Origin of the sequence: Nocardioides sp., from assembly GCF_050699375.1 — a bacterium.
Taxonomy (GTDB): Bacteria; Actinomycetota; Actinomycetes; order Propionibacteriales; family Nocardioidaceae; genus Nocardioides.
Genome location: NZ_JBOHDN010000153.1, coordinates 53,291 through 74,063, shown reverse-complemented (window position 1 = coordinate 74,063; position 20,773 = coordinate 53,291). Strand labels below are relative to the sequence as shown.

At 68.8% G+C, this 20,773-nt stretch carries 11 protein-coding genes; 10 read left to right on the top strand and 1 reads right to left on the bottom strand.

What is annotated here, in order from left to right:
• The 10 genes from ACRDPS_RS11475 to pulA form a co-directional block, all read left to right on the top strand.
• On the top strand, window positions 1-918 hold a 918-nt coding region (locus ACRDPS_RS11475; protein ID WP_431501766.1), incomplete at its 5' end, for an acyl-CoA dehydrogenase family protein.
• A 99-nt stretch (window positions 919-1,017) separates the two neighbouring features.
• The gene (locus ACRDPS_RS11470; protein WP_431501765.1) at window positions 1,018-3,702 is read left to right on the top strand and encodes a P-loop NTPase fold protein; all 2,685 of its coding nucleotides are present in this window, start codon (window positions 1,018-1,020) and stop codon (window positions 3,700-3,702) included.
• A gap of 50 nt (window positions 3,703-3,752) precedes the next feature.
• On the top strand, window positions 3,753-5,951 hold the full coding sequence (locus tag ACRDPS_RS11465; protein WP_431501764.1) for an acyl-CoA dehydrogenase: 2,199 nt from the start codon (window positions 3,753-3,755) through the stop codon (window positions 5,949-5,951).
• Entirely contained in the window at window positions 5,948-6,502 is a 555-nt protein-coding gene (locus ACRDPS_RS11460; RefSeq protein WP_431501763.1) for an FAS1-like dehydratase domain-containing protein, read from the top strand. The genes ACRDPS_RS11465 and ACRDPS_RS11460 overlap by 4 nt, the downstream gene beginning before the upstream one ends.
• A gap of 121 nt (window positions 6,503-6,623) precedes the next feature.
• The gene (locus tag ACRDPS_RS11455; protein WP_431501762.1) at window positions 6,624-7,052 is read left to right on the top strand and encodes a Zn-ribbon domain-containing OB-fold protein; all 429 of its coding nucleotides are present in this window, start codon (window positions 6,624-6,626) and stop codon (window positions 7,050-7,052) included.
• The gene (locus ACRDPS_RS11450; protein WP_431501761.1) at window positions 7,052-7,516 is read left to right on the top strand and encodes a MaoC family dehydratase; all 465 of its coding nucleotides are present in this window, start codon (window positions 7,052-7,054) and stop codon (window positions 7,514-7,516) included. Before ACRDPS_RS11455 ends, ACRDPS_RS11450 begins: the two co-directional genes overlap by 1 nt.
• Window positions 7,513-8,673, top strand: a complete 1,161-nt coding sequence (locus tag ACRDPS_RS11445) for a lipid-transfer protein (RefSeq protein WP_431501760.1) — start codon at window positions 7,513-7,515, stop codon at window positions 8,671-8,673. The genes ACRDPS_RS11450 and ACRDPS_RS11445 overlap by 4 nt, the downstream gene beginning before the upstream one ends.
• A gap of 169 nt (window positions 8,674-8,842) precedes the next feature.
• Window positions 8,843-11,827, top strand: coding sequence for a carbohydrate binding domain-containing protein (locus ACRDPS_RS11440; RefSeq protein ID WP_431501759.1), 2,985 nt, complete (start codon window positions 8,843-8,845; stop codon window positions 11,825-11,827).
• 60 nt (window positions 11,828-11,887) lie between these two features.
• Window positions 11,888-13,270, top strand: a complete 1,383-nt coding sequence (locus tag ACRDPS_RS11435) for an alpha-amylase (RefSeq protein WP_431501758.1) — start codon at window positions 11,888-11,890, stop codon at window positions 13,268-13,270.
• 96 nt (window positions 13,271-13,366) lie between these two features.
• Window positions 13,367-18,727, top strand: coding sequence for a pullulanase-type alpha-1,6-glucosidase (gene pulA, locus ACRDPS_RS11430; protein ID WP_431501757.1), 5,361 nt, complete (start codon window positions 13,367-13,369; stop codon window positions 18,725-18,727).
• 529 nt (window positions 18,728-19,256) lie between these two features.
• On the opposite strand, the gene ACRDPS_RS11425 is transcribed toward pulA, so the two are convergent.
• The gene (locus ACRDPS_RS11425; protein ID WP_431501756.1) at window positions 19,257-20,723 is read right to left on the bottom strand and encodes an FAD-binding protein; all 1,467 of its coding nucleotides are present in this window, start codon (window positions 20,721-20,723) and stop codon (window positions 19,257-19,259) included.
• Between the last annotated feature and the right edge of the window lie 50 nt (window positions 20,724-20,773).

Here is a 20,773-nt window from a genome sequence, read left to right as displayed (position 1 = left end):
CCCGTCGAGCAGCTGGTGATCGACGAGGAGCTCACGGCGGCCGGCGTCGAACTTCCCGACATCAAGATCGCGGGCTGGGCCGTGCCAACCATCCTCGAGCACGGCACCGACGCCCAACGAGAGCGGTTCGTCGACGCCTCGCTGCGCGGCGAGATCATCTGGTGCCAGCTCTTCAGCGAACCCGGTGCCGGTTCCGACCTGGCTTCGCTGGCCACCCGCGCGGAGCGCGTCGATGGCGGGTGGAGGCTCACCGGCCAGAAGGTGTGGACCTCTCTGGCCACCGACGCCGACTGGGCGATCTGCCTGGCGCGGACGAATCCGGACGCTCCCAAGCACAAGGGCATCACCTACTTCCTCGTGGACATGCGCAGCGAGGGGATCGACGTACGTCCGCTGCGCGAGCTCACCGGCGACGCCCTCTTCAACGAGGTCTTCCTCGACGGGGTGCTCGTGCCTGACGAGCTCGTCGTGGGCAAGGTCGACGGCGGCTGGCGCTTGGCACGGACGACGCTGGCCAACGAACGGGTCGCGATGGCCTCGACCAACCTCGGCGGCAGTGTCGAGCGTGCCGTCTCGCTGGTCGAAGGACGCGGCGAGGCCGATCTGGCCCGGGTCGGCCATGCGGTCGCGCTCTCGACCGTGTGCTCGCTGCTCGGTGTCCGCTCCATCCTCAAGGCGCTCGCCGGCCATGGTCCCGGGGCGGGGTCGTCGGTGGCCAAGCTGCTGACCGTCCGCAACCGCCAGGACGCCTCCGAGCTCGTGGTCGACCTGCTCGGGCCGTTGGCGCTCACCGACGACCCGCAGGTGCGACTCGACCTGCACCAGTCCCAGCTGACCCGCTGCCTCTCCATCGCCGGCGGCACCACCCAGGTGCTCCGCAACGTCGCCGCCGAACACCTGCTCGGCCTGCCTCGCTAGCGCCTGCTGCACCTGCTCCGGAATGCGCGTGTTCGCCTGACGCGCGGCCCTGCGGGCCGCTAGGTTGCTGTGGCCGATCTCGAGGACTCAGGAGCACACGTGCCAGACGACGGCGCAACCCCCGCAGCGAACGACACCGCGAGGACCGATCTGGGGAGTCACGGGCAGAGCGCGGACGGCGGCGTAGCGTCCCTGCGGGCCATCCTTCGGCGTACGAAGGAGCAGGTCGGCGCCTACCATCAGGATGCGAAGGATGCTCGGTGGACCCTGGCCCGGGCCCTGCTGCTGGCGCCGCGCAGCGAGCTCGGCGAGTCGGACGCCGGTACGCGCCAGTTCCGGGCCGGGCTGTGCGCTCAGGTGTTCGTGGACCATCACTCCGATGCTGTGACCGCGCACGGAGCGACGAGCTGGCAGGCGCGCAGCGCGCGGGCCGAGATGTCCCGGGCCTATCGACTTCTCCTGGAGGACCCGACCCGACAGGTCCGTGTCTACGAGGAACACCTCAAGGACGTGATCGATGGGACGTATCGGACGATCGACGAGGTCCGGGCTCGGCAGGACCTGGCCAGCGCGTACGCCGACGTCCGCAAGTTCGATCAGGCGATCGCGCTCTACGAGGAGAACGTCGACAAGCTCGAGCACTCGAGCACGTTCGGCGCGCACAGCCGCTACAGCGACCATGCCCGACGGCTGCTCGCCTGGGCGGAGGAGGCACGCCGAGACGTCGCGGTGAAGCCGCTGGAGCGGCGGCCGCGACTGCGGCTCGCCGCACACCGCCATGCGGTGCCGCTCGAGGACGGGCCCGCGGAGAGCGATCTGCTCGGCGTCGACAGCGACGTCGACGCTCTCGGCCGGATGATCGCCGCCAGGTCCACCGAGCCGCCGCTGGCGATCGCGCTGCTGGCGCCCTGGGGTGGCGGGAAGTCGACCTTCATGCGTCTTCTCAAGAGGAAGGTCGAGGTGGAGCTCCCCGCGGAGGATCCCGCGACCTTCCACACCAGCGTCGACGTGGTGGAGTTCAACCCGTGGCACTACAGCGACACCCACGTCATGGTCGGGATGTCGCGAGCGATCTTCGAGTCGCTCACCCGCTACCTGGAACGCCGCGTCTCCGAGGGTGAGTCGAGCGAGTCGACCTGGCGCGAGCAGGTCGAGGAGCGCAAGGCCCTGACGGCGACGAGGAGCCGGCTCGAGCGCACCCAGGACGCTCTGCGGACCAACTCGGTGGTGCAGCGCCCGCGCGCGGCGCTGATCGCGCTGCGTACGCTGCCCGACCTCGTCCTCGGTCGCAACCACAAGGTGATGCGCGGCCTGGTCGCCGGCAGCGGTGCGTTGTTCCTGATCGCCCTGGCCGCGGTGCTCGGCTGGGAGGTGTGGGGCGTCGCGGCAGGCACCCGGATGCGTGCCTGGGCCGACATCGTCCTGCGTTCGGCGCCGGCGCTCCTGGTCGTCTCCACGGTATGGGCGGCCGCCCTCGAAGGCGTACCGAAGGCGGCGGCCATCCACAAGAAGGTGCGCTCCGGGGCGTCCTGGCTGGTCGGGTTCGTCGCGGCCGGGGTCGATGCCGAGATCGGGCGCGTCGACGAGCGGCTGAAGAAGACCGAAGCGCGCCCGACCACCGCGGCGGTGGCAGATCTCGAGACCATCCTCAACGATCCGGAGCGGGCGGCCGAGCGCAACGTCCAACGCGGAGTGGTCGGGGTGCTTCAGGACCAGTTCGAGGAGCTGGCCGAAGCGAGCGGCCTGAGCCGTAACGGCTCGCTGGCCTCTCAAGCGGCCGCCGACGACATCCGGATCCGCAGGATCGTCCTGCACGTCGACGATCTCGACCGGTGTCGTCCCGAGCGGGTTCTCGAGGTGCTGCACACCCTCAACCTGCTGCAGGCGACGAGGCTCTTCGTCGCCGTGGTCAGCGTCGATCCTCGCTGGCTGCGGCGCTCCCTGCGAGAGCTCGAGCCGAGTGGTCGCCCCGTTCCGGACGACTCGGAGGTGGGCGGGCGGCTGCGTGACGGGATCGGCGACCCGTTGGACTTCCTCGACAAGATCATCCAGATCCCGTACGCCCTGAGGCCCATGAACGCCTCCAACGCCGAGGAGTACTTCAGCGAGCTGGTGCGGAAGAACGACCTGGCCGACCCGAACATCGAACACCCGGGCACGGATGTGCCCGACACCGCGGCAGCTGGTGGCACCGCCGGGCGAGCGCATCCGGACGAGCAGCGCCCCGCGCTGCAGCTCACGGTGACGCCCCGGGAGTGGGACTACCTGCGACCGCTCGCCGCCGCCCAGGAGACACCGCGAGCGGTCAAGCGCTTCCTGAACCTCTACCAGCTGCTGCGCCTGACATCGGGCCTGGGGATGGAGGAGGAAGAGGGCATCCTCGGTGATGACGTGCACGCCGCCCGCCGGGCCGCCGCGACGCTGCTGTCCGTTCTGGTGGGCGCACCACGGCAGGGCACCGAGCTCCTGGCCGAGATGCTCTCGCCCGACCATCAGGGGCACACGTTGGGCGCCTTGGTGGATGACCTGCAGAGTCGGCATCTGCACGACCTGAACGGACCCCACTCGAGCCGCCGCCGAGCAACGACGGCGCGTTGTGACGTCTGCGTGGGCTGGCGGCGGATCCATGACGTGGTGCAGTCGCCCGAGATTCCCGACGAGGGCGGGGCCGACGCCGAGGACGCCTTGCGGGTCAGCGAGTTCCGCCCCTGGGTGGGTGAGGTGGCCCGGTTCAGCTTCCACTCCGAGGCGATGGGCCTGGCCGGCGTGGTCGCCGGCCACTAGTTCGGCCACTAGTAGTGGCCAGAAAAACTAGAACGCGTTACAGTTTCGGCATGGGAGACGAGACGCTCGATGCCGTACGCAGCGTGGTGGCCGAGGTCCTCGCCCGGGAGTCCGACCGGGGTGACTGGTCGGCCTGGGCGAACGCCGGCCTGACCGCGCTGCCTGTGCCCGAGGCCCACGGCGGCGAAGGGTGCGGACCGGCCGAGATCGCGGTACTGCTGCGGGAGGCCGGGCGCCAGGCGGCGCGGGTCCCGGTCTGGGAGACGTTGATGGTAGGCGCGCTGACGCTCGCCCGCCACGGGACGCCGGAGCAGCAGGCCGCGATCCTGCCTGGGGTGGCGAGCGGTCAGACGCTGCTGACCCCGGCGTGGCTCGAGCCCGGACGCCCGCAGACGCCTTCGGCGACCTACCGGGACGGCAGCGTGAGCGGTCGCAAGACCGGGGTGACGTACGCCGCCGAGAGCTCGCGACTGCTGGTCACCGCCACCGACACGGACTCCCAGGAGCAGGTGGTCGCGCTCGTCGACCCGGCCGGCCCCGGCGTCAGCCTGGTCCCGGCGAGCACCTCGGGGCAGGTGCCGCAGCACACCGTCGTGCTCGAGGGTGCACCTGCCGAGGTGCTGGGAGCGGGTGCGTACGAGACCCTGACCGGGCTGGCGACGGCGGGACTGGCGGTCACCGCGTCGGGGGTGCTGGCCGGTGCTCGCGACCTCACCGCGGCCTATGTCTCCGGCCGGCAGCAGTTCGGCCGCGCCCTGGCGGAGTTCCAAGCGGTCGCACTGCAGATGGCGGACGTCTACGTCACCTCCCGCACCCTCGACCTCGCCGCCGACAACGCGGTCGCCGCCCTCTCGCGTGACGGCGCCGCCGCGGCCGATCTGAAGGTGGCCGCCTACTGGGCCAGCCAGGTCGCGCCGTCGGCGTTCCGCACCTGCCACCACCTGCACGGTGGGATGGGCGTGGACGTGACCTACCCGCTGCTCGCGTTCACCACCTGGGGCACCGACCTCGCCCACCTGATCGACACCCCGGCCGGGGCCGTACCGGTCGAGACCGAGGAGGCCAAGAACCTCGAGCTCACCGCGGCTCAGCGCACCCTGAAGTCCGAGGTCAGAAGCTATTTCGCGGGCCTCTCGCACGACGACGGCCCCGGCGATCCTGGTCCCGAGGGCTCCTGGGACCGCCACGGCCCGACGTACCAGAAGCTGATCAAGCAGCTGGGCGACGACGGCTGGATGGGGGTCGGCTGGCCAAAGGAGTACGGCGGCCACGGCCTCGGCGAGGTCGAGCAGACGATTTTCGCCAACGAGGCGCAGTACGCCGACGTGCACCTGCCCTCGGTGACCCTGCAGACGGTCGGACCGACCCTGATCCGCTACGGCACCGACAAGCAGAAGGACATGTTCCTCAGCCGGATCCTCGCGGGCGACGTGCACTTCGCGATCGGCTACTCAGAGTCCGAGGCCGGCACCGACCTTGCCTCGCTGCGCACCACCGCGCGGCTGGTCTCGACAGGCTCGACCACCGGGGACTACTACGTCGTCAACGGCCAGAAGCTGTGGACCACGGGCGGTCACTCCGCCGACTACATCTGGCTGGCGGTGCGCACGGACCCCGACGCTCCCAAGCACAAGGGCATCTCGATCCTGATCGTCGACACCACCGACCCGGGCTTCTCCTGGACCCCGATCATCACCGCCGACGGCTCACACCACGTCAACGCGACCTACTTCAACGACGTCCGCGTCCCCGTCGACATGCTCGTGGGGGAGGAGAACAAGGGCTGGAAGCTGATCACGACCCAGCTCAACCACGAGCGCGTCATGCTCGGCCCGGCCGGCCGGATCGAGGGTCTGCGCGACCGGGTCGTCGGCTGGGCGCAGGCCCAGGGCATCACCGACAGCCCGGACGTACGCGCGCTGTTGGGGGAGGCCACCGCCGTCTTCCGGGTCAACGAGCTGCTCAACTGGGCGGTCGCCAAGGCCGCGGAGGCCGGGGACATCGAGGTCGCCGACGCGTCCTCGTCGAAGGTCTTCGCGGCCGACCAGGTCCAGCACCTGCTCGCCGACCTGATCGCCCTCGTCCATCGCCATGGCGACCCCGGCGACCCCGTGACGAAGAGCCTGCTCGACTATCTCGACGCACAGGCCAAGCGGAACCTCGTGCTCACCTTCGGCGGCGGCGTCCAGGAGGTCCAGCGGGAGCTGATCGCGATGTTCGGACTGGGGATGCCGAGGGTCCCGCGATGAGCGAGAAGCCCCGAGATGTGCACAGCCTGGTGGACGAGGCCGTCCACGAGAAGATCATGGCCGCCGCCGAGGAGGTCAAGGCGTGGGGCGAGGCCGCCGAGCGCGACGCCCGCGACCTGGTCAACCAGCCCACGATCAACAACTGGCTCGAGGCGATGTGCCTGGAGTCCGAGCGGTTCCACCAGGGTGAGGCGCCGCCGTCGATGGCGCAGGTCTGGACGATGTACGGCCAAGGCGGGAAGCACCCCGACCGAGACCCTCTCCACGCGATGATGAACGTGCTCTCCGACGCCGGCTTCACCGGCGTCCTCGGCACCAACTCCGAGCAGAGCTACGACCGCTATCTGTGCGTCGGCGAGCAGGTCCGGGTCACCACGGCGCTCGACTCCGTCGCCGGGCCGAAGAGCACCGGCATGGGCGTCGGCTACTTCGTGACCTCCAGGAGCACCTGGTACGTGCGCCACGAGGATGGGCACAGCGAGCGGGTCGCCACGATGCTGTTCCGCGTGCTGAAATTCGTCCCACGAGTCGAAAGCGAGGACAAGAGATGAGCGGGTCTGAGCGCGGCGGTGCATTTTCCCGCCATGGCGGGAAAATGCGCGTCGCGCGGAACGGATCGGCTCGCACATCCACGCCATGGCGGGAAAATGCCGGCGGAAGCGGATCGATCTCATGAGCGGCCCCGTGCGGCCCGTGATCGGGCGCGACAACGCGTACTTCTTCGAAGGAACCGCCAAGCAGGAGCTGAGGATCCAGAGCTGCAACGCCTGCGGTGCCCTGCGCCACCCGCCGGGCCCGGCGTGTCAGAGGTGCGATGCGTACGACCGCGGTCATGTCGTTGCCAGCGGTGAGGGCACGGTCTACTCGTTCACCGTCGTCCATGCGCCGAAGCTGCCCGGCAAGGAGCTTCCGCTGGTCGTGGCCCTGCTCGACCTGCCCGAGGGCGTACGCATGGTGGCCGAGGTGACCGGCGTGTCGTCCGAGGGCGAGGACGGCCTGCGGATCGGCGAGCGCCTGGTCGTCGACTGGAACGTCATCGATGAGGAGCTGACGCTCCCGGTCTGGAGGCGATGTCCTGAGCCTGTCGAAGGGAGGCCGTGATGAAGGCTGGCGACGAGATCCCGGTCTGGGAGCTCCCGATCACCCCGACACTGGTCGTCTCGACGGCGATCGCGACCCGGGACTTCCAAGACGTGCACCACGACCGCGACCGCGCCCAGGCGGCCGGCTCGAAGGACATCTTCATGAACATCCTGACCTCGACGGCGCTGTGCGAGCGCTACGTCACCGACTGGGCCGGCCCCGACGTGCAGATCAAGGGCATCGCGATCCGGCTCGGCGCTCCCGCCTATCCCTACGACACGCTTTCCTTCTCCGGTGAGGTCAGTGACGTCACCGACGGGATCGCCACGATCGACGTCAGGGGCGAGGTGTCGCTCGGGGCGCATGTGACCGGCACGGTGAAGGTCTCGACAGGCTCGACCACCGGGGACAGGGCTTCGACCACCGGGGACAGGGCTTCGACCACCGGGTACAGGGCTTCGACCACGGGGGGAGCGCGATGAGCATGGACGCGGCGATCGTCGGCATCGGCGCGACGGAGTTCTCCAAGGAGTCGGGAAGGTCGGAGCTCCAGCTCTCGGTCGAGGCGACCAGAGCGGCCCTGAAGGACGCCGGCCTCACCCCGGGCGACGTCGACGGGCTGACCACGTTCACCATGGACACCAGCTCCGAGATCGCGCTCGCGCGCGAGCTCGGCCTCGGCGACCTGAGGTTCTTCTCCCGGATCAACTACGGCGGTGGCGCGGCCTGCGCGACGATCCAGCAGGCCGCGATGGCGGTCTCGACCGGAGTCGCGGACGTGGTGGTCGCCTACCGCGGCTTCAACGAGCGCTCCGGCCAGCGGTTCGGCCAGGTGCAGTCCTGGGCCTCGCAGCAGGTCAACACCAACGGCCTCGACAACGCCTGGACCTACCCCTACGGCCTCAGCACGCCCGCCGCGACGGTGGCCATGCAGGCGCGCCGCTACATGCACGACTACGGCGCCACCAGCGCGGACTTCGGGGCCGTCGCGGTCGCCGACCGGCGCCACGCCGCGACCAATCCCAACGCGTTCTTCTACCAGAAGCCGATCACCCTCGAGGACCACCAGGCCTCTCGGATGATCGCCGACCCGCTGCACCTGCTCGACTGCTGCCAGGAGTCCGACGGCGCGGTCGCGATGGTCATCACCAGCACCGAGCGGGCCCGCGACCTGCCCAACCCGCCGGCTCACATCGCGGCCGCCGCCCAGGGAAGCGCCGCCGACCAGTACGTGATGACCTCCTACTACCGCGACGAGATCGGCATCCCGGAGATGGGCGTCGTCGCCAAGGGTCTCTGGCGCCAGTCCGGCCTGACCCCGGCCGACATGGACACCGCGGTCCTCTACGACCACTTCACCCCCTACGTACTCATGCAGCTCGAAGAGCTCGGTTTCTGCGGCAGGGGAGAGGCGAGCGACTTCGTACGTGACGGAGCCATCGAGCTCGGTGGCCGGCTGCCGGTCAACACCCATGGCGGCCAGCTCGGCGAGGCCTACCTGCACGGCATGAACGGGGTCGCCGAGGCCGTACGCCAGGTGCGCGGCACCTCGGTGAACCAGGTCGCCGGCGCCGCCCATGTCCTCGTCACCGCCGGCACCGGCGTCCCCACCAGCGGACTGGTGCTCGCCTCCGCCTGACGCGCTGAAAGGTTGCGCAAATTCTTGCGCCGTCAGACTCCTCCTGGTGGCGCGGTTCAAAGGTGCGCAGGTCAACGGGGTTGACGTGTGATGCAGATCACTCTACCGTCTGTCTGCAAGATCTTGCAGCAAGATGCATCCCCGTTGCGGCCCCCACCGAGGAGCTCTTATGAATCTGTTCCTACGCCCGGCTCCGGCCGGCCGAGTGTTCACCGTGCTGATCGCTCTCCTGGTCACGTTGCTGCCTGGCGCATCGGCCGGCGCGGCGAAGGTGAGCGCCACGACCGCCAACACGGCGACCGTCTACTTCTCCACGACCAGTACGGACTGGTCGGCCTACAACCTGCACTGGGCCCCGGCCGGCGGCGCGTGGACGACCGCGCCCGGCGTCGGCATGGAGGCCGGCTGTGCCGGTTGGGTGAAGGGGACCGTGGACCTCGGCGCCGCCACCGCCTGGCAGGCGACCTTCAACAACGGCAGCGGCACCTGGGACAACAACGGCGGCAGCAACTACCAGCTGGGCACCGGCGTGGTCACCGTCAAGGACGGCGTCGTCGCCCACAGCGACCCTTGCGCCGACGAGCCATCGCCCGAGGGAAACGCCGCGACCGTCTACTACGAAACGACGAGCGTCAGCTGGAGCACCTACAACCTGCACTGGGGCCCGGCCGGCGGCGCATGGACGACTGCCCCCGGCATCGGCTTGGAGGCTGGCTGCACCGGGTGGGTGAAGAGGACCGTCGACCTCGGCAGCGCCACCACGTGGCAGGCGACCTTCAACAACGGGAACGGCACCTGGGACAACAACAACGGCGCCAACTACCAGCTCGGCGCCGGCATCAACACCGTCAGGGCCGGGACGGCCACCAAGAGTGCCGATGACCCCTGCGCGGCCGCCGACCCCGACACCACTGCCCCGTCCGCACCGGGCAATGTCGGTGCCGCTGCCACCGGCACCTCCATCGTCCTCACCTGGGACGCCGCCACCGATGACACGGGTGTGACGGGCTACCAGATCACTCGCACCGGTGGTACAGCCGGCACCTCTGTCATCTCCGCGACGTCGACCGTCTTCTCCGACACGGGACTCGAGGAGGGCACGGCGTACGTGTACACGGTCAAGGCGTTGGACGCGGCGGGCAACCTGTCGGCCGCGAGCGCGGAGGCGCAGGCCACCACCGGCGATCAGCCCGAGCAGGGCACGGGCACCCCGCTCGGCGGCGACCCCCGCAAGGACCCGATCTACTTCGTCCTCACCGCTCGCTTCTACGACGGCGACAGCTCCAACAACCGCGGCGGCAGCCAGCACGTGAAGTCCGGCAACGCGGCCAACAACGACCCCATGTTCCGCGGTGACTTCAAGGGCCTGGTCGAGAAGCTCGACTACATCAAGGGCCTCGGCATGTCCGCGGTCTGGGTCACTCCGGTCGTCTTGAACCGCTCCGACTACGACTACCACGGCTACCACGGCTACGACTTCTACAAGGTCGACCCGCGCCTCGAGTCTGCCGGCGCCTCCTACCAGGACCTGATCGACGCCGCCCACGCCAAAGGAATGAAGATCTACCAGGACGTCGTCTACAACCACTCCTCGCGATGGGGCGCCAAGGACCTGTTCACCCCAACGGTCTACGGCGTCCGGGACAGCCAGTGGAGCTGGTACTACGACCAGTTGCAGGACGGTTTCGAGTACGACGGGCTCACTGTGGAGCCGGTCTCGGGCAAGTCCTACTACAACGGCGACCTGTGGTCGACCGCCGAGCCGAGCGGCAACACCTGCCTCAACTGGGGCGTGCCCACAGGCGGCAAGAGCCCCGAGGGCTACACCATCTACAACTGCCAGTGGCCGAGCCCGACGTCGGGCATGTTCCCCGCGTCTCTGTACCACCAGTGCTGGATCGGCAACTGGGAGGGCGAGGACTCCCGCTCATGCTGGCTGCACGAGGATCTCGCCGACCTCAACACCGAGAACGCGCAGGTCCAGAACTATCTGATCGGCGCCTACAACAAGTACATCGACATGGGGGTCGACGGCTTCCGCGTCGACACCGCCGTACACATCCCGCGGGTCACCTGGAACCGCCGGTTCCTGCCCGCGATCCAGGAGCGCGTCACCCAGCAGTTCGGGGCCGAGAAGGCGAAGGACTTCTTCGTCTTCGGCGAGGTGGCCGCTTTCGTCAACGACAAGTGGAACCGTGGCTCGGTCAACCACTCCGCGCAGTTCTTCACCTGGAAGGAACGCAGGGAGTACTCGGCCGACGACGAGGTGGCTGCCATCGAGCAGTTCGACTATGAGAACGGCATGGGCACCGGCAACCAGCCCACCTCGACCAACGCCTTCCTCGACGGCAACAGCTACCACGCGCCCGACCACAGCAAGTTCTCCGGCATGAACATCATCGACATGCGCATGCACATGAACTTCGGCGACGCGTCCAACGCCTTCCACAACGGTAAGGACTCCGACGACTCGACGAACGACGCCACCTACAACGTCGTCTACGTCGACAGCCATGACTACGGGCCGAACAAGAGCAGTGAGCGCTACACCGGTGGCACCGACGCATGGGCCGAGAACATGTCCCTGATGTGGACGTTCCGCGGCATCCCGACGCTGTACTACGGCTCCGAGATCGAGTTCCAGAAGGGCCAGAAGATCGACTGCGGGCCCTCCTGCCCGTTGGCGACGACGGGGCGCGCCTACTACGGCGACAAGGTCGAGGGCACCGTCACCGCTTCGGACTTCGGCGTGGTCGACAGCGCCTCCGGAGCCGTGGCCACCACGCTGGACTCAGCCCTGGTCAAGCACGTCCAGCGGCTCAACCTGATCCGGCGGGCCGTGCCCGCACTGCAGATGGGCCAGTACTCGACGGACGGCATCAGCGGGAACATGGCGTTCAAGCGGCGGTTCACGGACAGCTCGGCGGGCGTGGACAGCTTCGCCCTGGTCACCGTCACCGACGGCGCCACGTACAGCAACATCCCGAACGGTACGTACAAGGACGCGGTCACCGGTGACGTGAAGACCGTCACCAACGGCACGCTCACGGTGGCAGCACCCGGCAAGGGCAACCTTCGCGCGTACGTCCTCGATCTGGGTGGCGCGAACGCCGCGCCCGGCAAGATCGGCGCGAACGGCCCGTACCTCAAGTAGCGCCCTGAAAGCTTGCGCAAGACATTGCAGCAAGACTCAACCTCAAACATAGGAGGAACCATGGCCAGAAAGTCCATGGCTGCCGCACTTGCCCTCATGGCAGGAGCCGCCGCAGCCCTCACCTTCCCGGCACAGGCGCAAGCCGCGCCGCCGGGGGAGAAGGACGTCACCGCGGTGATGTTCGAGTGGAACTTCGCCTCGGTGGCCAAAGCCTGCACCGACACCCTCGGCCCGGCCGGCTACGGCTACGTCCAGGTCTCCCCGCCCCAGGAGCACATCCAGGGCGGGCAGTGGTGGACGTCCTACCAGCCCGTCAGCTACAAGATCGCGGGGCGGCTCGGTGACCGGAACGCCTTCAAGAACATGATCGACACCTGCCACGCCGCCGGTGTGAAGGTCGTCGCCGACGCCGTCATCAACCACATGTCAGCAGGCTCGGGCACCGGCACCGGCGGCTCGTCCTACAGCAAGTACGACTACCCCGGCCTCTACTCCTCCCCCGACATGGACAACTGCACCTCGCAGATCAGCAACTACCAGGACCGCACAAACGTCCAGGAGTGCGAGCTGGTCGGCCTCGCAGACCTCGACACCGGCGAGGACTACGTACGCGGCAAGATCGCCGGCTACCTGAACGACCTGCTCTCCCTGGGCGTCGACGGCTTTCGGATCGACGCCGCCAAGCACATGGCGGCGGGCGACCTCGCCAACATCAAGTCCCGCCTGACCAACCCGAACGCCTATTGGAAGCAGGAGGCGATCTTCGGCGCCGGCGAGGCGGTCTCGCCCACCGAGTACATCGGCACCGGCGACGTCCAGGAGTTCCGCTACGCCCGCGACCTCAAGCGGGTCTTCAACAACGAGAGCCTCGCCTACCTGAGCAACTTCGGCGAGGGCTGGGGGCACATGGCCTCGGGCAGTGCGGCCGTCTTCGTGGACAACCACGACACCGAGCGCGGTGGCGACACCCTCAGCTACAAGGACGGCGCCAACTACACGCTGGCGAACGTCTTCATGCTGGCCTGGCCCTACGGCTCACCCGACGTGCACTCCGGTTACGAGTGGAGCGACCGGGACGCCGGCCCGCCCAGCGGCGGTGCGGTTGCCGCTTGCTACTCCGACGGGTGGAAGTGCCAGCACGCCTGGCGCGAGATCTCCTCCATGGTCGCCTTCCGCAACGCCGCACGCGGCGAGGCCGTCACCGACTGGTGGGACAACGGCGCTGACCAGATCGCGTTCGGGCGAGGCAGCAAGGCGTACGTCGCGATCAACCACGAGTCCTCGTCGTTGACCCGCACCTTCGAGACGTCCCTGCCCGCAGGCGGCTACTGCGACGTACAGACGGGCAACCCCGTCACCGTGAACGACTCCGGCCAGTTCACCGCCACCCTCGGGTCAAACACCGCGCTCGCGCTGCACACCGGCGCGAGGAGCTGCGGCTGACCCGTCACCATCGGCCGGTCGTCCGGCGCCGCCCCCATAGCCGCCGGACGGCCGGCATCCACGTATGACCCCGCACGATCCAGAGAGGCCCTCGAGGTGAATCGAAGAAACGGCGCACGCAGCGCGCCCCGCAAGGCGGCGACCGTCGCGGCCATGCTTGCCACCGCACTGTTGGCGGCATCGTTGTACGCGACCACGTCGGCGTCCGCGGCTCCTGCCGCGCCGAGACCGCCATCGGACGCGAAGCTGGCCGCCGAGCCGGCCCGCCATGACGCGACCAAGGAGCAGTTCTACTTCGTGCTGCCCGACCGGTTCGCCAACGGGGACACCGGCAACGACGAGGGCGGACTGACCGGCTCCCGGATGTCGACCGGCTTCGACCCGTCCGACAAGGGCTTCTACCAGGGCGGCGATCTCGACGGCCTCACCGAGCGTCTCGACTACATCAAGGACCTGGGCACCACCGCGATCTGGATGGCGCCGATCTTCAAGAACAAGCCCGTCCAGGGTGAGGGCGAGGACGCCTCGGCGGGTTACCACGGCTACTGGATCACAGACTTCACCCAGGTCGACCCGCACTTCGGCACGAACGACGACCTCGAGACCCTCATCGACGAGGCTCACGCGAAGGGCATGAAGGTCTTCTTCGACGTCATCACCAACCACACCGCGGACACCGTCGACTACACCGAGAAGAAGTACGACTACCGCCCGAAGGGAGCCTTCCCCTACCTCGACACCAAGGGTCGCCCCTTCGACGACGCCGCGGGCGATGATGGGTCCGAGGTCGACGAGGACTCGTTCCCCTACATGCCGACGAACACCGGCGAGATGGTGCCGTCGTGGCTCAACGACCCGACCCTCTTCCACAACCGCGGCGACTCCACCTGGGAGGGCGAGTCGACCACCTACGGTGACTTCAGCGGGCTGGACGACCTGTGGACGGAGCGTCCCGAGGTCGTCGAGGGGATGAAGGACATCTACGAGAGGTGGGTGCGCGACTTCGACATCGACGGCTTTCGGATCGACACCGTCAAGCACGTCGACCTGGAGTTCTGGACCCAGTGGGCCACGGCCCTCGACGCGTACGCCGCCAAGCGGGGACGCGACGACTTCTTCATGTTCGGCGAGGTCTTCTCCGCCGACTCCGACATCACCTCGCCGTACGTGACGCGTGGCCGCCTCGACGCCACCCTCGACTTCCCGTTCCAGGATGCCGCCCGCGCCTACGCCTCCCGGGGCGCGTCGGCCGACCGGCTCGCAAAGGTGTTCGCCGACGACTACAAGTACGCGAGCGACAAGGCGAACGCGTACGAGCAGGTCAACTTCCTCGGCAACCACGACATGGGCCGGATCGGCACCTTCATCAAGGCGGACAACCCGGACGCATCGGAGGCCGAGCTGCTGCGACGCGACCAGCTCGCCAACGAGCTGATGTTCCTCTCCCGCGGCAACCCCGTCGTCTACTACGGCGACGAGCAGGGCTTCACCGGCGCCGGGGGCGACAAGGACGCCCGCCAGACGATGTTCGGGTCGAAGGTCGCCGACTACCTCGACGACGACGAGATCGGCACCGAGCGGACCCATGCCGACGATGCGTACGACACCGAGCACCCGCTCTACCGATCGATCGCCGCACTCGCGAAGCTCCGCAAGGACAATCCCGCGCTGACCGACGGTGCCCAGCGGGAGCTCTACGCCAAGGACTCCGTCTACGCGTTCTCGCGCACCGGCGAGGACCGCGAGTACGTCGTCGCGATCAACAACGCCACCGAGGCGAAGACCGTCACCGTGCCGGTGGAGTCGGCGGCGTTCGGCACCGTCTACGGCGGTGAGGAGACCGAGACGGCCGCCGCCGGCGGCAAGATCACCGTGACGGTGCCCGCCCTCTCGTCGGTGGTGCTGCGCGCCGAGGGTGAGCTCCCCGCTGCTGAGGCGAGGCCGACCCTGTCCCTGACCGCTCCGGACGCCGGCGCCACCGGCACGGTGACGCTCTCCGCCGACCCGGGGGAGAGCGCCGACGCACGCGTCGTCTTCGCCGCCCAGGTCGGCAACGGGAAGTGGCGCACGCTCGGCTCGGTCGACCACGCGCCGTACAAGATCACCCAGTACGTCCCCGAGACCGTGTCCGCCGGAACTGCCCTGCGCTACAAGGCGGTGGTGGTGGACCGCGACGGGAGGACCGCGAGCGCACTCGCCGAGACGAGCGCAGGACAGGCGCCCGAGGCGGAGGAGCCGAGTGCCGTCGACCGCGACCACGTGGTCGTGCACTACCGGCGTGCCGACGGTGACTACGCCGGCTGGACCCTCGGTTCCGGTGACCAGACGGGGGAGTTCGTCGGCCGTGACGCCTACGGCGCCTTCGCCTGGGTGAAGGTCCCCGAAGGTGCTTCCTCGGTGACCTACACAGTCGACAATGACGGCTCCGCCGACGGTGGCGAGCGGACGGTCGACCTCGCCGAGACCGGCGAGGTCTGGATCGAGGCGGGCAGGGACGGTCAGGACACCACCAAACCGGATGGTGTCTACCCGGAGCCCGACAAGACGAAGGCGATCATCCATCTGCACCGGGCCGACGGCGACTACGACGGCTGGGGTCTGCACACCTGGACCGGTGCCGCCGAACCCACCGACTGGTCCCGGCCGCTGCGTCCCACCGGCGAGGACGCCTACGGCGTCACCTTCGAGGTGCCCTTGACCGAGGGCGCGACGTCGCTCAGCTACATCGTCCACAAGGGAGACGAGAAGGACGTCCCCACCGACCGCTCGCTCGACCTGACGACCTACGGCCACGAGGTGTGGCTCAGCTCGGGGGAGACCAGCTATCTGCTGCCGTCGGTCGGTTCGGCTCCTGAGCTCGGCCTGACCAAGGCACAGGCACAGTGGATCGACGCCGACACCGTCGTCCTGCCGGGGGAGATGGCGAGTGATTCGGCTCTGTCCACCCAGCTGGTCTATGACCGCGACGGCGGTATCACCGTCGAGGACCCTTCGACAGGCTCAGGACACCGCGGCGCTCTCAGCAGTGAGGGGCGCTGGCTTCGGCTCCAGGCCTCGTCGCTCTCCGATGAGCAGCTGGCGCGGTTCCCGCACCTGAAGAGCTACGCGGCGTTCACCGTCGACGCCCGCGACCGCGACCGTGTCCGTGAAGCACTGGCCGGCCAGGTCGTGCTCACCCAGCGCATCGCGAACGGCGCTCTCGTCACGGCCACCGGCGTGCAGACGCAGGGTGTCCTCGACGACATCTACGGGGCGAAGGCCAAGAAGGCCTCCCTGGGACCGGTGTTCGAGGGAGGCAAGGTCAGGCTGTCCGTGTGGGCGCCGACCGCGCACGAGGTGAAGCTGGAGCTCGGCGACAAGAGCGTGCGCATGCGGCGCGACGACGCGACCGGCGTGTGGTCGGTGATCGGGCCGGCCTCCGCCTGGCGCGGCCAGGCCTACCGCTACGTCGTCGAGGTCTGGGCGCCGAGCGTCCAGAAGGTCGTGACCAACAAGGTCACCGACCCCTACTCGGTCGCGCTGTCGGTCGACTCCGAGCGCAGTCTTGTCGTCGACCTCGACGACAGGTCGCTCGCCCCCAAGGGCTGGTCGAATCTGAAGAAGCCGAAAGCCGTGGCGATGAAGGACGCCCAGATCCAGGAGCTCCACATCCGCGACTTCTCGGTCGAGGACGAGACCAGTGACCACCCGGGCCGCTACCTCGCCTTCACCGACAAGGGCAGCGACGGCTCGAAGCACCTGCGTGAGCTGGCGGACTCCGGCACCTCGTACGTCCACCTGTTGCCGGCCTTCGACATCTCCACGATCCCTGAGAAGAAGTCCGACCAGGCCACCCCCGGATGCGACCTGAAGTCCTTCGCGGCCGACAGCGACCGGCAGCAGGAGTGCGTCTCGAAGACCGCCGCCGAGGACGCCTACAACTGGGGTTACGACCCCTACCACTTCACGGTCCCCGAGGGGTCTTACGCCACCGACCCGGACGGTACGGCCCGCACCGTCGAGTTCCGACGGATGGTGAAGGCCCTCAACGAGGAGGGGCTGGGCGTGGTCATGGACGTCGTCTACAACCACACCACGAGCAGCGGTCAGGCCAGGACGTCGGTGCTCGACAGAATCGTGCCCGGCTACTACCAGCGGCTCCTCGCCGACGGCTCGGTCGCCAACTCGACCTGCTGTGCGAACACGGCTCCGGAGAACACGATGATGGGCAAGCTCGTCGTCGACTCGATCGTGACCTGGGCCAAGGCGTACAAGGTCGACGGCTTCCGCTTCGACCTGATGGGCCACCATCCCAAGGCCAACATCCTGGCCGTCCGGAAGGCCCTCGACGCGCTCACGCCGGCGAAGGACGGGGTCGACGGGAAGCGGGTCATCCTCTACGGCGAAGGATGGAACTTCGGCGAGATCGCCGACGACGCCCGGTTCGTGCAGGCCACCCAGAAGAACATGGCCGGCACCGGGATCGCGACGTTCAACGACCGCTCACGCGACGCCGTACGCGGCGGGTCGCCGTTCGACGCGGACCCAGGCGTCCAGGGCTTCGCGAGCGGTCTCTACACCGACGCGAACTCCTCGGAGGCGAACGGGACCCCGGCCGAGCAGCGGGCGCGGCTGCTCCACTACCAGGACCTGATCAAGGTGGGTCTCTCCGGGAATCTCGCCGACTACGAGTTCACCGACACCCGCGGGAACCGGGTGCGGGGCGCCGACGTCGACTACAACGGCGCGCCGGCCGGCTACGCGGAAGCTCCCGGTGACGCGCTGGCCTACTCCGACGCCCACGACAACGAGACCCTCTACGACGCGCTGGCCTTCAAGCTGCCGGCGGCGACCAGCACGACGGAGCGCTCCCGGATGCAGGTCCTCGCGATGGCGACGGCCGCGCTCTCCCAGGGACCCTCGCTCTCCCAGGCCGGCACCGACCTGCTGCGTTCGAAGTCGCTGGACCGCAACTCCTACGACAGCGGCGACTGGTTCAACGCCATCCACTGGGACTGCGAGGCGGGGAACGGCTTCGCGCGGGGGCTGCCGCCGGCCGCAGACAACGAGGACAAGTGGCCCTTCGCCAAGCCGCTGCTGTCGTCGGCTCCCGTGCCCGGCTGCTCGGATGTCGAGGGCGCCTCTGCCGCCTTCCAGGATCTGCTGAGGATCCGTACGGACGAGCCCGAGTTCCACCTGTCCACCACGGGAGAGGTCCAAGATCAGCTCCGGTTCCCGCTCTCGGGCGAGGACGAGACGCCGGGCGTCATCACGATGCGCCTCGGAGACCTCGTGGTCGTCTTCAACGCGACCACCACGGTCCAGCAGCAGACGGTGACGGAGGCCGCGGGGGCCGATTACGGCCTTCACCCGACACAGGCCGGTGGCGCCGACGACATCGTCAGGTCGGCCACGTTCGAGGCTGGTTCGGGCACCTTCACAGTGCCTGCCCGGACGGTCGCGGTCTTCACCCGCTGACCACGAAAAAGGACGCGGCCCCGGCGATGAGCCGGGGCCTGCGGCTCCTGAACCGAGCTCGGCCGCAGAGGGCTGTGGCTCAGGAAGGGCTGTTGCCGGCGATCGCGCCGACCACCACGAGCGTGATGACAACCAGGGACGCGATGACCATGAGGGCGACCGGGCTCCGGAAGTCGAACATGGGGATTCCTCTCGGCTAGTTCGGCGACAGGCGTCGAGCGGGGATCGATGGCCTGCGGACGCTTCGGGAATGCCAGGAACCGGCGACCCGGCTGGCGGTCCCGGTGTTCTCCGGGGCGTCCATGCCGAACTGAGACGATGACCTGAGCCCGTGGCGTCGCGTATACGTAACCAGACGTCGTCGGGACCGCGTAGGGCCCAAAGTCCCGATTTTACTCCGGGCCATTTATCTATCGAGCGATATGTGATATGGCAACAGTCTGCCGCTCGCGAGACAATCCAAACTTTACCGGGCCGCCGCCGGGGCCACGAGGCGCCCCCGCGCAGCCGGACGGAATCGTGGGGCAGATCACCTCGCCCCGGCCGCATGCCGGCCGGCGCGGCGCCCGAAGTACGACCCGTCTCCGAGCTGCATCCCCGAGGCGTACCCCTTGGCGTCCTGGGCGAGGTTCGCCGCACAGGCGCCGGCGGCGTAGAGGCCTTCGATCACGGAGCCGTCCCCGCGGCGTACCTCGCCCTCGATCGTGGTGGCCAGACCACCCATGGTGAACCCGGCGTACATCGCCTTGCCCAGGGAGAGGTCGTAGGCGCCCCACGGGCCGGTGCCCTGGGCCTCGGTCCACTCCGATGCCTTGTGGAGCTCCGGGTCCTCACCGGTGGCGGCGTGGGTGTTGTAGGAGGTCAGCGTCTGGTTCAGCGTGTCGAAGGGGACCCCGAGCCCGGCGGCCATCTCCTCGACCGTCTCCCAGCCGTCGATGAACGGGCACAGCGGCATCTGCGGGTGCTCGATGTGCAAGGAGTCGACGATCAGGTACGCCGCCGAGTCCGGTTGCTCCATGACGAAGGCCGCCGTACGCGCGTGGTAGGAGTCCTCGGGCACGAACCGCTTGCCGTGCTTGTTGACGATGATCCCGGTCAGCAGGATCGAGGGTGGGTAGAACGGAGCGGTCTGGAACGGCTCGTCCATGAACCGCCACTGCCCGCCCGCCGAGGCGCCCAGGCGCAGCCCGAGGCCGTCGTCGTAGGTGGAGGCCAGCGGGAAGAGCTTCTCGCCGAGCCGCGGCGTGTGCTCGGTGACCATGTCGGCGTTACCGACGAAGCCACCGGCGGCGACGATGACCGCGTCGGCGCGGATCGCGCCCCGCTCCTCGAAGCGGCGCCAGGCCAGGCCGACGACCTTGCCCGACTCCACGACCAGGTTGGTGGCGCCGGTCTCGTAGCGCACCGTCGCCGAGGTCTCGGCCAGCCGGTCCGCCATCCGGTCGACGACCAGCTTGGCGCCGCCGGTGTCACCGGGGACCGGCACCTTGTGTCCGCGCGGCGCCGGGACCGCGATGTCGCGGAACGGGTGGACCTTCTCGTTCCCGGTGTACATCAGTCCTTCGGTGCCGGGCTGGATGACGGCCTTGCCGGGCCAGAAGGTGCGCTCGAACTCGAAACCGAGGCCCTCGAGCCAGTCGAAGTGCTCAACCGAGTCCTCGCAGTAGGCCCGGATCTTGTCCTCCTCGGGCTCCTTGCTCACCGCACGGATGTACTTGAACATCTCCTCGGCCGAGTCCTCGATCCCGGTCGCCTTCTGCACCGCCGTGCCGCCGCCGAGGTAGAAGTGACCGCCGGCCATCGCCGAGGTGCCGCCGGGCTCGGCCGCGCGCTCCAAGAGGATCGTGCGGGCTCCGGCCCGGGCCGCCTCCAGCGCCGCGGCGCCGCCGGCCACGCCGAAGCCGACCACGATCACATCGGTCTGCTCCGTCCAGCCGCCGAAGCGCTCCTCGACGTCGGCGGGCGAGAGTACGTCGGGGAGTGTCGTTCCGCTCATGCCATCCTCCCGTGTAACACGTCGTTCGTAGGACTATCCGGTCGTTCTGA